Consider the following 15059-nt stretch of genomic DNA (forward strand, 5'->3'; position numbering starts at 1 on the left):
CGCAATCGATACCACCCCGTCAGCAGCATGGCAATAACAATTAGTAACACAGCGATGCCGCGCTGCCCGGCATTTCGCCAGCCTACTATCTGGGTGAAGAATCCGATGAATGCCGCCAGCAGTGCGCAACCGGTTGTGATTGCGAGTAGCTTTCGCGTCGTGAATCGAGGCACACCCATGCGGCGTTCACCGGTGAAGTCACACCGTTTGCTGCGGCAGGTTCAGCCCCGGAGCACTCATGGTGGTCGAGCCCATCAGGAATTCGTCGATGGCCCGTGCGGCGCCTCGGCCCTCGTTGATCGCCCACACCACCAGGCTCTGTCCGCGACGGCAGTCGCCAGCGGCGAACACGCCTTCGGCACTGGTAGCGAACTGGCCATGCTCGGCACGAATCGTAAGCCAGCCGCGGCGTGGTTCCTGGGTTTCGAGCCCCAACAACTCGCCAACCTCCAGTTCGGGGCCAACAAACCCAGTGGCCAACAGCACCAGATCGGCGGGCCACACTTTTTCGCTATCGATCACTTCGCTAAATGGTGCCATCTCGGTGGGCTTCGACCAGTCGACTTCCACCGTCTTCACGCCGGTGATGTGACCATTCTCGCCCACGAACTCCTTGGTCAGCACTTGATACACTCGCGGATCGCTGCCAGTCCGGGCTTCGACCTCGGCGTGCGAGTAGTCCACCCGATAGACACGAGGCCACTCGGGCCAAGGATTGTTCGGAGCCCGGGTCGCTGGTGGCTTCGCCAGCAGTTCGAAGTTCACGATGCTTGTCGCTCCGTGACGCAGCGAAGTGCCGATGCAGTCGGCGCCCGTATCGCCACCGCCAATGACGACGACGTTCTTCCCCTTGGCGGACAGGAACGCACCGTCTTTCAGCTCGGAATCAAGCAAGCTTTTGGTGTTCCGCGTCAGGAAGTCCATGGCCAGGTGGATGCCATCCAGATCGCGGCCAGGGCAGCGCCCCGTCGGATCGAACGGCTTGGTGGCTCCGGTGGCCAGCAGCAAGGCGTCGTACTCTTCCATCAGCTCGTTGGGATCCACGACCGCAATCTCGAGACCGCGTTCCTTCATGATGCCGGTCATGTGGCCCGACTCGAACTCCGTGCGACTGCCAACATGCGTGCAGGTGCGGAACTCGACACCTTCTTCGCGGAGTTGGTTGATACGTCGCTCGACGACGTCCTTGCCAAGTTTCATAAACGGAATGCCGTACATCAGCAGTCCCCCGATACGATCGGCCCGCTCGAAGACCGTCACCGCGTGGCCGCGGCGGCGGAGTTGCTGTGCGGCAGTCAATCCGGCTGGGCCGGAGCCGACAATGGCCACCCGTTTGCCTGTTTCCTGCTCCGGCGGTTGCGGCACAACCCAGCCTTCTTCGAAACCGCGATCAATGATCGCATTCTCGATGTTCTTGATCGTGACGGGCGGTTCGTTGATACCCAGGACGCACGCCCCCTCACACGGCGCAGGGCACGCCCGACCGGTGAACTCAGGGAAGTTGTTGGTCTTGTGCAGACGATGCAGTGCGTCGCGCCATCGACCCTGGTAAACCAGATCGTTCCACTCGGGGATCAGATTGTCGATCGGACAACCGCTGTTCGACTGACAGAACGGTACACCACAGTCCATGCACCGCGCACCTTGCGTGCGCAACTGCTGCTCCGGCGCCTGCGTGAAAATCTCCAAGTAGTCGTTTGCACGCTCCAGCGGATCACGATAAGGCACCGCCTGGCGCTCGTACTCTTTAAAACCGGTTGGCTTACCCATGGTTCAGGGATCGGGGGTCAGGGGTCGAGGATGGAGGAAATAAGCTGGATGCTCTTGCCGACGTACGATACTGTCCCGTCGGCAGAGGCGGAACGACACCAACGCTCGTTCAAGCGCCTGCGGCCACGGTCTTGTTGGCCTTTCGCTCTTCCAGCACGCGTTTGTAGTCGGTGGGCATCACCTTGACGAACTCGCCAAGCACCTGGTCCCAGCGGTCGAGGGCATCGGCGGCCACCGTCGAACCGGTGTGGTTGACGTGGGCTTCGATCAGGCTTCGCAACTCGGCGATGTCCTCTTCGTCCACCACGTCCTCCAGTTCCACCATACCCAGGTTGCACTGCACGCGGAAAGCGTCGCGGTCCGGGGCCCAGACGTAGGCCACGCCGCCGCTCATGCCGGCGGCAAAGTTGCGGCCCGTGGGGCCGAGGATCACGACGCGGCCGCCGGTCATGTACTCGCAGCCGTGGTCGCCCACGCCTTCGATCACAGTGCTGGCGCCCGAGTTACGCACGCCGAACCGCTCGGCCGCTCGGCCGCGGAAGTACGCCTCGCCACTGGTCGCCCCGTACAAGCAGACGTTACCGACGATGATGTTCTCCTCGGGAGCAAACTTCGAATTCGCCGGCGGGTAGACGATCACGCGGCCACCGGAGAGTCCCTTGCCGATGTAGTCGTTGCCGTCGCCTTCGAGCTCGAGCGTCACGCCCTTGGCCAGGAACGCACCGAAGCTTTGCCCTGCCGAGCCAAGGAACTTGAAGCGGATGGTATCGTCGGGCAACAAGTCCTGGCCCCATTTCTTGGCGATTTCGTTCGACAAGATGGTGCCGACCGTGCGGTCCGTGTTGACGATCTCGAGTTCCGCCCGCACCTGTTTGCCATCCTCGATGGCGGGCTTCGCCAGGTCGAGCAGCTTGCGAATGTCGAGCGAGAGGTCCAAACCGTGGTCCTGAGCCATCGTGCAATAGGTGCCGGTGTCGGGGCGGGGGCCCTTGGCCGGTTGCAGCAACTTGGTCAGATCGAGCCCATCGGCCTTCCAGTGCTTGATGGCATCGTCCGTGTTCAGGCAATCCACCCGGCCGACCATTTCATCAATGGTGCGGAATCCAAGTTCGGCCATCAGTTGTCGCGTATGCTCGGCCACCATGAACAAGTAGTTCACCACATGGTCGGGCTTGCCGTTGAACTTCTTCCGCAGCTCGGGATCTTGCGTGGCGACACCCACCGGGCACGTGTTGAGGTGACACTTCCGCATCATGATGCAGCCCAGCGTAATGAGCGGCGCGGTGGAGAAACCAAACTCTTCGGCCCCCAACATCGCCGCAATCACCACATCGCGACCAGTCTTCAAACCGCCATCGGTCTGCAGCACCACGCGACTACGCAGGTCGTTCATCACCAGCGTCTGATGTGTTTCGGCGATACCCAACTCCCATGGCAAACCGGCATGCTTGATACTCGTCAGCGGCGAAGCACCGGTGCCGCCACCGTCGCCCGAGATCAGGATGTGGTCGGCGTAGCCCTTGGCCACCCCAGAGGCAATCGTGCCGACCCCCACCTCGGAGACCAGCTTCACGCTTACCCGCGCGGTGCGGTTGGCGTTCTTCAGGTCGTGGATCAGTTGCTTCAGATCTTCGATGGAGTAGATGTCATGGTGCGGCGGCGGCGAGATTAGGCCCACGCCCGGCGTCGAGTACCGGATGCGGGCGATGTTGTCGTCCACCTTGCGGCCGGGCAGTTCACCGCCTTCGCCCGGCTTGGCGCCTTGCGAGATCTTGATCTGCAACTCGTCGGCATTCGTCAGGTAGTTAATCGTCACGCCGAAGCGGCCGGAGGCTACCTGCTTGATGGCACTGCGGCGGCTGTCGCCGTTTTCGTCGAGCGTCCAACGGGCCGGATCCTCGCCTCCCTCGCCGGTGTTGCTCTTGCCGCCCAGGCGATTCATGGCGATCGCCAGCGATTCGTGGGCTTCGGCCGAGATCGATCCGAACGACATCGCACCGGTGCAGAACCGCTTGACGATGTCCTTGGCCGATTCGACTTCCTCCATGGGAATCGGTCCACCGTTGCCGTCGGTCTTAAACTTGAGCAACCCCCGCAACTGGCAACGGGTGCGGGCATCGGCGTCGATGTGCCTGGCAAACCGCTCGTAGGCACCGGGATCGCCCGAGCGGGCGGCCACCTGTATATCGGCAATCGCTTGCGGATCCCACATGTGGCGTTCGCCTTCGGCCCGCCAGTGGTACTCGCCAGGGTTGGGCAACACCGGCAGTTTGGGCGTACCCGCTGCTGGGTAACCCAGGGCGTGACGCCGCAGCGCTTCTTCGGCCAATACGTCGAAGCCAACCCCTTGAATGCGACTGGCGGTGCCGACAAACGAACGCTGAATCACTTCGTCCTTCAGGCCGAGTGCTTCGAAGATCTGTGCGCCTTTGTAGCTTTGCAGCGTGGAGATACCCATCTTGGCCATCACCTTCAGCATGCCCTTGGCGACACCCTTGCGGTACTTGGCCACCAGATCGTGGTCTTCGCGGCTAAGCGGATTGAACATCTCGGTATCTTCCGCCACGGCGGGATGGTTCTCACCTTCGCCGGCTTCCCCTTCAGAAATCTGCTGGTCACCGCTATCCAACAGGCCATCGCGGCGAGCCTGCCAAAGGGCCTCGAACGCCAAGTAAGGATTAATGGCGTCGGCACCGTAACCCACCAGCAAGCAGTGGTGGTGCACTTCGCGAGCTTCGCCGCTTTCGACGACAATACCGATTTGAGTTCGCTTGGCAGCCTTCACTAAGTGGTGATGCACGGCACCGGTGGCCAGCAACGAGCTCAGCGGCACGCGTTCGGAACTGATGGCCCGGTCCGACAGCACGATGAGGGTGTAACCGTCGTCGATGGCCATCTCGGCCTCGGCGCAGATGCGGTCGAGTGCCTGCTCCATGCCCTGCGGGCCGGCGTTGCGGGACCAAGTGATGTCGATGGTCCGCGTCTTCCAGCCTTGCGCGGCTTCGCCCGCATCTTCCATATGCTGCAGAGCGGCCAGTTGCTCGTTCGACAGGATCGGGTGCGGAATGCGTAGCCGGTGGGCGTGCTGCTCGCTGGTCTCCAGCAGGTTTTGCTCGGGACCGATGTAGCACTCCAGCGACATGATCACTTCTTCGCGAATCGAATCGATGGCCGGGTTAGTAACCTGAGCGAACAACTGCTTGAAGTAGTCGTACAGCATCCGTGGCTTGTCGGACAAACAGGCCAGGCACGAGTCGTTGCCCATCGAGCCGATGGGGTCCTTCTCGACCTTGATCAGCGGCAGCAGCATGAAGTGCATCGTTTCGAGCGTATAGCCGAACGCCTGCATCCGCTCGAGCAGCGAATTGGGGCTGAACCCATGCGGCTCTTCGTTCGGCCGCAGGTCGTTTAAGTCGATGCGTTGACGCTTCAGCCATTCGCCGTAGGGACGGCGGCTGGCGATCTCGTGCTTCAGCTCTTCGTCGGGAATCAGGCGTCCCTGTTCGAAATCGACCAGGAACATACGGCCCGGCTGCAGGCGTCCCTTGATCTTGATGTTGTCCGGTTCGATGCCTGGCAGCACACCTGCCTCGCTGGCCATGATCACGCGATCGTCATGCGTCACGTAGTACCGGCTGGGCCGCAATCCGTTGCGATCGAGCGTGGCGCCAATGTACTTGCCATCGGTAAAGGCCACCGAAGCGGGACCGTCCCATGGTTCCATCAAGGCCGAATGGAACTCGTAGAACGCCCGCTTGTTCTCGGGCATCGTGGCGTGGTTCTGCCATGCCTCGGGAATCATCATCATCACCGCTTCCTGCAGCGTCCGGCCGTTCATCAGCAGGAACTCCAGAGCGTTATCGAATGTACCCGAATCGCTGCAGTCGGGCTCGATGATGGGAAACAGCTTGGGCAACCGGTCGCCAAACAATTCACTTTCCACCACCCCCTGGCGGGCAAACATCCAGTTGGCGTTGCCGCGGACGGTGTTGATCTCGCCGTTGTGGCTCATGAACCGCAGCGGCTGGGCGCGGTCCCACGACGGGAACGTGTTGGTCGCGAAACGCGAGTGAACCATCGCCAGATGGCTGGTGAACGACTTGTCGGCCAGATCGGGATAGTACTTGAACAACTGCTCGGTGGTCAGCATGCCCTTGTAGATGATCACCTTGGTCGACAGCGAGCAGATGTAGAACATCTTGGCCTGGCCGAGCGACTTATCGGCCCGCAATTGGTTGCTGGCTTGCTTGCGAATCAGGTACACCCGGCGTTCGAACGAGTCGCCCACAAAGCCGTCGGCCGCGGCGATAACCAGCTGTTCGATGTGCGGTTCGGCCGCACGAGCGGTGGGGCCCAGGTCGGCACCGTCGGTGTCGGTGGGCACGTCCCGCCAGCCAACCAGGATCTGCCCCTGCTCTTCGATCAGCTTGTTCACCACTTTCTTGCAGTGTTCGCGCTCTTTGGCATCGCGAGGCAGGAACACATTGCCGGCGGCGAACAACCCGGGCGCTGGCAGGTCGACTCCCAGGTCGGACTTCACCACTTGGGTCAGAAACTCGTGCGGCAGCGCCGTCAGAATGCCGGCGCCGTCGCCGGTGTTGGGTTCGCAGCCACACGCACCACGGTGGTCCATGTTGCGCAGCACGGTCTCGGCATCGAGCAGAATCTGATGGCTCCGCTCGCCTTTGATGTGCGCCACAAAGCCAACGCCACACGCATCGTGCTCGTTGGCGGGATTGTACAGTCCGTACTCTTGTGGCAGGTGAATGAGTTGGTGTCGGGTGTCCATGGATTGGGTCCTTCTGCGGGATCCTTAGGTTCCGCCAGCGAGAGCTCTGCCGCGAGGTGCGACTTTGCGAGTCGCACTCTGCCAGAGGCCGCACGCCGCCGGGCGACCTCTTACGCTAAGACTGTCTTTTTATTGGTACTCGAGGAGACCGACTTGGCGAGCACCAGCTCGTCGTCGGCGTGGGATTGCAGGTACTCGATGAACCGACGCGAGGCACCGCTGAGTTCGCGATTGCGCCGGTACACAAATCCGAGCGGCCGAGAAAGCTGTTGACCACTCAACGGAATGGCGACCAGCGTGCCCAGGGCCACTTCGCGGGCGACCGTCGGCTCCGGCAGGATGCTTACGCTCGAACCTACCTCAACCGCCCGCTTGATTGTTTCAATGTTGTCAAACTCAAACTCTACTACGACTTCGATTCCGCGGAGGTCGAATTCCTGATCGATCTCGTCGCGGATACGCAAACCTTGCTGGAAGGCGACAAACGACTGACCGCGAACCGCCTCGAGTGGCGCCCTTCCCCGCGATGCGAGCGGATGCGTGGGGGGCGCCACGATCACCATTGGCTCGTCTCGCCAGGCAACGGCCGCCAGCAGTCGCGACTCCTGCGGGTAGCTGGTAATGCCAAAGTCGGCTTGCTCGGTTTCCACCACTTCACGTACCCGATCCGGGTGCAGGTACTCCAAGCGGATATTGCAGTTGGGGTTTTGGGCCGAGAAGTCGCGGAGGTACTGGCTCATGTGCGCCAGCCCCACCGAGTAGATGGAGGCCACATTCACTCGCGCTTCTTCGGCTTCGTGCAACGAGCGAATGTCTTCCTCCAGCACATCGTACTTCTGCAGCAGGTCGAGACACCCCTCAAAGTATCGATCGCCTTCGGGTGTGAGCACAAACGGTCGCCGCGAACGATCGAGCAGTTGCACGCCCAGGTGTTCCTCAAGATGCAGCACTACCTGGCTGGCATTGGATTGCGATACACCGTTGGCATCCGCAGCTTTCGAAAAGCTGCGGTGCTTGACCACGTCGCAAAATATCTTGAGGGATTTGATGTGCATCGTATTTTCGAACAGGTTTTGCGCTCGTTGGGCGCCGTGGGTCCACCTCCCTGGATTGCTCCAACCGAAGGGCCACTTGCGACGCGCCGAGTCGGAACTCTGAAAGCAGATAAGCCTATTGCAGGTGCCGATCTGCCAAGACAATCATGGATGCAAATATCGGCGATCAGCAGAATTCCGAAAACGAATAGTACAGCCTGCCTGCACTGCTTGTCAATCAGCCACACCCAGCCAGCGGCCCCTCGCCAACTCCCACCCCACCCTCAGCGCTGCGGTATTCCACATCCGCATCTCGGAGAATTGCCTTCTTCAGCAATGTTAAGCATTTGTGAAGAGATCGCTGGCAAGCTGTACCGCTTGTAACAGTCCTAGCGGCCAGTCCCGGGTATTTGCCGTTACAGCCGGTCGATTCGCTACGTCCGGCACCACTGCTGCAACCGATTAAGTGATTGTTGCCCGCACTATCGGGCAATCGCTCGGACCCTCTCTATCCGCAGGTTCCGCCCCCTCGGGCCTGCGGGTAGCCCCCTCGTTCGTTGCACGTCCCTGATTCACTGACCCGATTGAGAGAACGTATAGCCATGAATGCAGTCGCGTTGCGAATGAATTTGTCAGCGCTGGCGACCATCCTGATCAACCTTGGATTTTGGGGCGCCATGGCTCAAGCCGGGGGGCCGTTCGAGGAAATGTCCAACGTCTATGGAATCCAGCAGATCTCTTACGATGCCAGCAGCGGCTACGACTGGCTAGCCGAGCAGGACGTGGACGCTCCCGACTCACTCCCCCCGCAGTTGCGACAGGAAGCATTTGCCGCCAATCAGGATCTCTTTCGCGAGGTCTCCACCGAAGTCTCGCCCAGCGATGAAGTAAGCACCGAAGACGTCGAACCAGACGAGTCGCTCGCCGATCGCTTGAGTGCTCTGGAGAAGAAGTTCGACGAAATGGACGACGCCCAGGGCGAGTTGAAGTCGAGCCTCAAAGGCTACGCCAGGAGTGGTAACAGCGGTGCGACCATGAAGGTCAGTGGTCGTATACACGCTGACCTGTGGGGCTACCCCGATCCTTCGCCCGGCGTAAACGGCTTCGAGACGGGAGACAACAACGATCCGCCCGCAGCTCGCCTCGGTTTCCGTCGAATTCGTTTCGGCGTGGCGGGAGACCTGTGGAAGAACACGCTCTACAAGGTTGAAATGGAGTTTGCCGGGGGGAATGACGTAGAGTTTCGGGACGTATATCTCGGCCTTACAGAGCTGCCCATCTTACGGACCTTGCTGATCGGCAATCAGAAGCGTCCCTATGGCTTGGACCATCTGAACAGCAGCCGCTACAACGTGTTCATCGAACGACCTTTTGTTGTCGAGGCGTTCAATCAGGACGCTCGACGCTTTGGCATCTGCTCCTACGGAGTGTCCGAAGATGAGGCGTACAACTGGCGATACGGGGTATTCAACCAGCGGTTGATCCAAGACGAGGGAAACTACATTAGTAACCACTGGCAGTGCCAGATCGCCGGTCGACTCGCTAACACCATCTGGTACGACGAATGTTCCGACGGCCGTGGCTACGCCCACGTGGCCGTATCAGGCACCTGGGCCGACACCGCCGGCGATCAGAATACGGAAAACTATGCCGATTCCGGCATCAATGAAGCTCGCTTTCGCACGCGGCCAGAGGCTCGCACCGTATCGCGTTGGCTCGACACCGGCGTGATCGACGGGGCGGACGACTATTCGCTGTTGGGCCTGGAGAATGTGATCAACGTCGGGGCAGTGCAGTTCTGCGGCGAGTATGAGCAAGTGTGGCTGCAGCGAGATGCAGCCAGCGAATTGCAATTCCATGGCGGGTACTTCTACGTTTCGTACTTCCTTACCGGCGAGCACATGCCGTGGGATCGTGAAACGGGTTGCCTGGGCCGTGTCGTGCCGTTCGAGAACTTCTTCCTGGTCGACACTTGCTGCGACGGCGTTCGCGGCGGCTGGGGAGCTTGGCAGATCGCCGCCCGCTATTCACGGCTCGACCTCGCCGACAACGACATTCAGGGCGGCATCGGTGATAGCTTCACATTCGGCATGAATTGGTATTGGAATCCCTACGCTAACGTACAGTTCAACTACATCTACGGGAACATTTACGACAACTCTCTCAATGCAGCCGGCGGTATCGACGACGGCGACTATCACGTGCTTGGGCTGCGTTTCCGTTGCGACTTCTAGATTCCCATTCGCTCCAAGTAACACATCAAGCTCTCAGCCAACTACCGATGGAGACTCGATAAATGTCCACGTCCAAATACGCAGCTGTGAACTACTTGGCGTTTGCCCTGCTGGCCGCTGCAACCAGCGCCATGGCCCAGTCACCCTTGCCAGATGCCCTGGTATCCTCGGCCATCTGCTGTGGTTCGGCATGCGACGAACCGGCCTGCGGTGCACCCGCTTGCTGCCCCAGCGATTGTTGTGGACCCGACTGCTGTGACGAGAAGTATCGCTCGGAGTGCTGCGGCAAGGGTTTTCTGCTGAAGAACATGCGGTTGCATGAGGGCTGTGGCAAAGTCTGCATGTCGAAGGTCGAAGAGGTTACTGAAGAGAAGTCGTGCTGGAAGATCGAGTGCGAGGAGATCTGCGTGCCCCGCGTGGTGGGGCCCTGGGCCGAAGGTGGTTCGGGCCTGACCATCTTCAACTTCTTGAAGAAAAAGGGCCACGCCGCCGGATGCGGCGACTGCTGTGACACCTGCTGCGGTAGCGATTGCTGCACGGATGGCTGCTGCCAGCAACCTCGATGCGGCGATGTACGCTGTGTCCGCACGCTGGCAAGCGAAAGCTACGAGTGCACCAAATGCCAGTGCAAGTGGGACATCAAGGACGGCTGCTACCGCTATGGACCGGGTAGCTGTGCCGGCGGCTGCTGCGGCAGTGCCGGCTGTGACTCGGCGGTGGACTGCGGCGATGGCTGCGGAAGTATCCCCTTGAAGATGAATCCTCCAGCGATGCCCGTCGAAGTGCCCCCTGCCCCGGCGTCCGCCGCGCGGTCGGCCAACGGACAGTATCGCGTGACCATTGCCCAGGCGTTCGGCATTAGCCCCGCCTCGTGTGAAGAGCCCGAAGGCGAACAGTCGGTACCCCCAGTTACCCAGGCGAAGATGCCGAAACAGCAGCCCAAGAGAAAGTCGCCTTGGAGCTTGTGGAAGTAGCAAAGCCAAGTTGCGTTCAGCGAAAACGACCAGGGCCGTCGATGCCGTGAACATCGACGGCCCTAAGTCTATGCAGACCTTGGCGATTCCCTACCGCCGGGTTGGTCTCTATGGCTCGGGCGAGTTGTCCTTTATTACTTCGCGCACCCTGTCCATGTCGAACTGGAACTCCCGCCCCAATCGGCCCATGCGCTCGTCGGGTGAGACGTCAGCGGGCAAACTTAGTTCGCGTTTGAAGGCCTCCGCCGGCACGCCCGAGAGCTGCGAGATCTCGGCCACCGACATCGAACCGCGGATGCCCATGTCGTCGTGCTCGATGGCTTGTTGCTGCCGATGAGATGTTTCGCCGGCAGCGGTGGGGGTTACCTGTGGTGTGGCGAAGAACGGCGCAGCAGTCGCGGCCACCAGGACGACCAGTCCCACGCAGGCCACCCACACCCGCCGTCGCGTCAGCGAGCGGACCTTGCCTTTAACCATGGCGACAATCCACGGCCAGTGCAGCACCAGGTGAACGCCAATAACGACAACGAGCCCGATCGCCATCCAGAAGTGCACGTCGCCCCACGCGTGGCGATCCAGTCCCCACAGCGTCTTGAAATGCCCCGAGCCGGGCGGCAAGGTGTAATGAATTAAGAGCCCTGTCGAAAGCAACAGGGTGGACAGCAGAAAAGCAATCAAGTCGACGGAGAAGTTGACCGTCCCTTTCTTGATTTTCATCGTTCGATCCTTCGTTATCCGAATTTGCGCCACACAGATGAGCGTGCAAATCACATTCCTGCGACCGACAAGTCGGCCGAAGCTAGGATACGTGAAGGTTCGACACAAAAAGCAGTCGCGCAGCGTCCGCGTCCGCCCAAACGGCCGTGCGAAGCCGCACGATGAAGACGTCTGCCATAGCACCGAAGGCAGTAGCTACTCGAGCGGCGACAGTCGGAACCACAGTTCGTGCGACTGGTTACCTGGCAGCGTGTACTCGCGGTGCGTCTTGGCGCCCCACGAGTTGTCGCCACCCACGCCGTGCAGATGCGAGTCGATGAATACGGTGTTGAAGTCGCGCCGCGGCAACTCGTGCGGATGCGTGGCCTTCATCAGATCGTCTAGCGTGTAGGGCAACGCACTAAAGCTCACTGGTTCCTTCATCGCTTCGAATTTCAGTCCTTGGCCCGACTTATTGGCGATGGTGAACCAACGCACGTCGGTCCGATTGCCGGTGTCCTGGCTGCGAACGTAGTCGTACGGCATCTCGTCGGCGGTGGTCTGGTAGATGGCAATCTCGCCACCCGTCTTGCGGTCCCAGTAAGTTTCCTGCGGACCGCGGCCGTACCACTCTATCTGGTCGACGCTCTTCGGTACGGCCAGCATCATGCCGAAGCGAGGCAGCAGCGGGTACTCGTCGCGCTGCTTGGGATCGAGCTTCAGGTGGACGTCTACACTTCCTTCACCATCGATTGCGTAAGCGGCAGTTAGCTCGGAGTCGCTCGCCGTAGGTAGCGTCCATTTACATGTTACCGTGGTAGTGCCAGCGGAGGACGAAGTGTCTATGCTTTGGAGTTCGGCACGCTCAGCCGCATTCCTCCAACCGCGGAAGTCTCGACGATAGATGTTTTGCGCCCGCTGGTTGTCGTTGGGCACCTTGAAGAAGTTCGGCGCCAGCGGGGCGGCCAACAACTCTTTGCCATCCAGCTGATAGGAGGTCAACGCTCCGGTGGACTTACTGAATTGCAATTCGAAATCGCTACCCCTAAAGACTATTTGCTTGCCATTTTCTTCAACGGTGGCAGCGTTAGGCAATTCAGCTGATTTGTCATCGCTAGCCTTGTCACTCACCAGCATCTGGTCCCACGCCACGGTGTGGCCGGCTTCGGCCCATTCGGTGTCTTCCGGCAAGTGGAACGAGACCGTCACCAGCGCTTCGCCGGCATCGACTTCGCGCAGGTCGAGCTTCACTTCCTTGCTCTCCCCCGGCGCGATGTCCAGCTTGCCAAGATCGCCTGTGGCGACCTCTTTGCCGTCGACTCGCAGTGTCCACTTCGCTTCGTACTGGTCGATGTTCTTAAACGTGTACTTGTTGGTCACCTTCACGGTGCCAGCGGCCAGGTCGACCGGCTCGACCTTGATATTCTGGTAAACCTTCTTCACTTCCCACGCATGGGGATTCAGCGTGCGGTCGGAGCGAATTACACCATTACAGCAGAAGTTGTTGTCGTTCGGCTTGTCGCCAAAGTCGCCACCGTAGGCCAGGTATCGCTCGATACCAAGTTCATTGTCAGGGGCTTCCGCCCACAAGGCCTGATCGACCCAGTCCCAGATGCAGCCACCCTGCAGGTAGGGCGACGCCTCGATCGCATCCCAGTAATCCTGGAAGTTGCCCACGCTGTTGCCCATGGCGTGGGCGTACTCGCACTGAATCAGCGGCCGCGTTTGCGGTCGACTGCCGTAGTCCCTAATGCGACCGATGCCAGCATACATGGGGCAGAGGATGTCGCTGTTGGTGTCGCGACCTTCGTACGCTTGTTCGTACTGCACGGGCCGGGTGCCGTCGATTTTCTTGAAGAAGGCGTAGGTGTTCTCGAAGTTCGAGCCATTGCCCGCTTCGTTACCCAACGACCAGATGATCACCGAGGGATGATTCTTATCGCGACCGTACAGGTTCTTGGCCCGATCGAGGTGCGCGGGGCCCCAACTTGGCTGCTTGGCCAGAGAATCGCCGCCGTAGCCCATGCCGTGCGACTCGGTATTCACTTCGTCGATCACGTACAAGCCAAGTTCGTCGCACAACTGATACCAGTACGGATCGTCAGGGTAGTGGCACGTTCGCACAGTGTTGATGTTCAGCTGTTTCATCAATTTGACGTCTACGAGCATCGACTCACGCGATACGTAGTGCCCGGTTTCGGGATCGTGCTCATGGCGGTTGACGCCCTTGACCAGGATCGGCTTGCCATTAACCTTCAGCTGACCATCGTCGATTTCCACCGTGCGGAAACCAACGCGGTAGCTATTGGCTTCGAGCGTCTCGCCCTGCATGCCGATCAGTCTGGTGACCACCGTGTAGAGATTAGGTGTTTCGGCGGTCCATTTCTTGGGATTCTCGACAGGGATCGTCTCGGTACGGACCACAAACGAATCGGGTCCGACTGCCAGATGCTTGGTGACGGACTTACCAACTACCTTGCCCGCATCGTCGCGCAGTTCGACGTGCAAATCGACGTGCCACGTGTCGGGCGCGTAGTTCACCAGTTCCACCTCGGCGTAAAACTCACCGTCCTGGTAGTTCTTGTCGAGCACAGGGTGCAGCGCCACGTCACGCATGTGCGTCTTGCCGGTGGTGTAGAGCATTACGTCGCGGAAGATGCCACTCAGGCGGAACATGTCCTGATCTTCCAGGTAGCTGCCGTCGCTATAGCGATAGACCTCCACCGCCAAGCGGTTTTCGCCTTCGTCCAGGTACTTGGTGATATCGAAGATGGCCGGCGTCCGACTGTCCTGGCTGTAGCCCACCTTCTCGCCATTCACCCACACGTAGAACGCCGAGTCGACGGCGCCAAACTGCAGGAACACCTGCTTGCTGTCCCAGTCGGCGGGAATTTCGAACGTTCGCACGTAGGAACCAACCGGATTGCGATCCTTGAAGTTGGTGTAGTCGCGAGGTGGGGTCCCCATCACGCGTGGCGGATCGACTTTGAACGGATAGGTGACGTTTGTGTACAGCGGCACGCCATATCCTTGCGTCTGCCAGTTGCCGGGCACCTTGATGTCGCCCCAGTCCGAGGTGTCGAACTCCGACTGGTAGAATTCCTCCGGGCGACTATCGGGGTCGGGCGACCAATGGAACTTCCAGGTGCCATTGAGGGACTTTACCCAGGGGTTGCTGGCCGCGTCGGCTTTGATTGCCTGCTCGACTGTGGGAGCCGGGAAGCCCGTCGCGCGGGGCAGCTCCTTGCCAACGCGGAACACCCGCTCGTTTTCCCAGTCGTGCTGAGCCATGGCCACGGCGGGCAGTAGGAGGAAGAGACTTGCAAACAGCGCCTGATAGGTAGTGGATTTCGACACGAATTTCACCTTCGAGTGTGGTGGAATAGCGGTGGTAAGTTACCTAGTCTGCAGAGCTTACAGAATAAATTGCCCCTGTTCCCAAATATAGGGCTAGCCAGAGCGAAGTGGCCCAATGGGTCGTTTTTCGTCGCGTATTGCCGCAACATTCTGTAGACTGAAGTCCTCTTTGGGCCTGTTTACCGCCATTTCGGCGGAGATGCCC

7 protein-coding genes are annotated in these 15059 nt (G+C 60.1%); 2 read left to right on the forward strand and 5 right to left on the reverse strand.

Going from position 1 to position 15059, the window contains the following annotated elements; all coding sequences use genetic code 11:
* Positions 1–198: 198 nt before the first annotated feature.
* The 3 genes from NG895_RS00100 to NG895_RS00110 all read right to left on the reverse strand — a co-directional run bounded on the left by NG895_RS00100 (position 199) and on the right by NG895_RS00110 (position 7614).
* Positions 199–1770: a glutamate synthase subunit beta gene (locus tag NG895_RS00100; protein ID WP_252850396.1), complete on the reverse strand. Its 1572-nt coding sequence runs from the start codon at positions 1768–1770 to the stop codon at positions 199–201.
* A gap of 109 nt (positions 1771–1879) precedes the next feature.
* Positions 1880–6559 carry a glutamate synthase-related protein gene (locus NG895_RS00105; protein WP_252850397.1) on the reverse strand — a complete coding sequence of 1560 codons (4680 nt, stop codon included), beginning with the start codon at positions 6557–6559 and terminating at the stop codon, positions 1880–1882.
* 110 nt (positions 6560–6669) lie between these two features.
* Positions 6670–7614, reverse strand: coding sequence for a LysR family transcriptional regulator (locus NG895_RS00110; RefSeq protein ID WP_252850398.1), 945 nt, complete (start codon positions 7612–7614; stop codon positions 6670–6672).
* Between the two features lie 581 nt (positions 7615–8195).
* Here NG895_RS00110 and NG895_RS00115 point away from each other — a divergent pair.
* Positions 8196–9827, forward strand: a complete 1632-nt coding sequence (locus NG895_RS00115) for an OprO/OprP family phosphate-selective porin (protein ID WP_252850399.1) — start codon at positions 8196–8198, stop codon at positions 9825–9827.
* Positions 9828–9889: 62 nt separating this feature from the next.
* Complete coding sequence (locus tag NG895_RS00120; RefSeq protein WP_252850400.1) at positions 9890–10801, forward strand: hypothetical protein; 912 nt, start codon at positions 9890–9892, stop codon at positions 10799–10801.
* A 108-nt stretch (positions 10802–10909) separates the two neighbouring features.
* Here NG895_RS00120 and NG895_RS00125 read toward each other — a convergent pair whose 3' ends face one another.
* On the reverse strand, positions 10910–11518 hold the full coding sequence (locus tag NG895_RS00125; protein WP_252850401.1) for a DUF4405 domain-containing protein: 609 nt from the start codon (positions 11516–11518) through the stop codon (positions 10910–10912).
* Positions 11519–11713: 195 nt separating this feature from the next.
* On the reverse strand, positions 11714–14854 hold the full coding sequence (gene lacZ / locus NG895_RS00130; protein ID WP_252850402.1) for a beta-galactosidase, LacZ type: 3141 nt from the start codon (positions 14852–14854) through the stop codon (positions 11714–11716).
* Between the last annotated feature and the right edge of the window lie 205 nt (positions 14855–15059).

Origin of the sequence: Aeoliella straminimaris, from assembly GCF_024054565.1 — a bacterium.
GTDB classification, from domain to species: domain Bacteria; phylum Planctomycetota; class Planctomycetia; order Pirellulales; family Lacipirellulaceae; genus Aeoliella; species Aeoliella straminimaris.

Coding starts and splice junctions, on each gene's coding strand:
- NG895_RS00100 (WP_252850396.1), bottom strand. CDS start 1,770: ATGGGTAAGCCAACCGGTTTTAAAGAGTACGAGCGCCAGGCGGTGCCT.
- NG895_RS00105 (WP_252850397.1), bottom strand. CDS start 6,559: ATGGACACCCGACACCAACTCATTCACCTGCCACAAGAGTACGGACTG.
- NG895_RS00110 (WP_252850398.1), bottom strand. CDS start 7,614: ATGCACATCAAATCCCTCAAGATATTTTGCGACGTGGTCAAGCACCGC.
- NG895_RS00115 (WP_252850399.1), top strand. CDS start 8,196: ATGAATGCAGTCGCGTTGCGAATGAATTTGTCAGCGCTGGCGACCATC.
- NG895_RS00120 (WP_252850400.1), top strand. CDS start 9,890: ATGTCCACGTCCAAATACGCAGCTGTGAACTACTTGGCGTTTGCCCTG.
- NG895_RS00125 (WP_252850401.1), bottom strand. CDS start 11,518: ATGAAAATCAAGAAAGGGACGGTCAACTTCTCCGTCGACTTGATTGCT.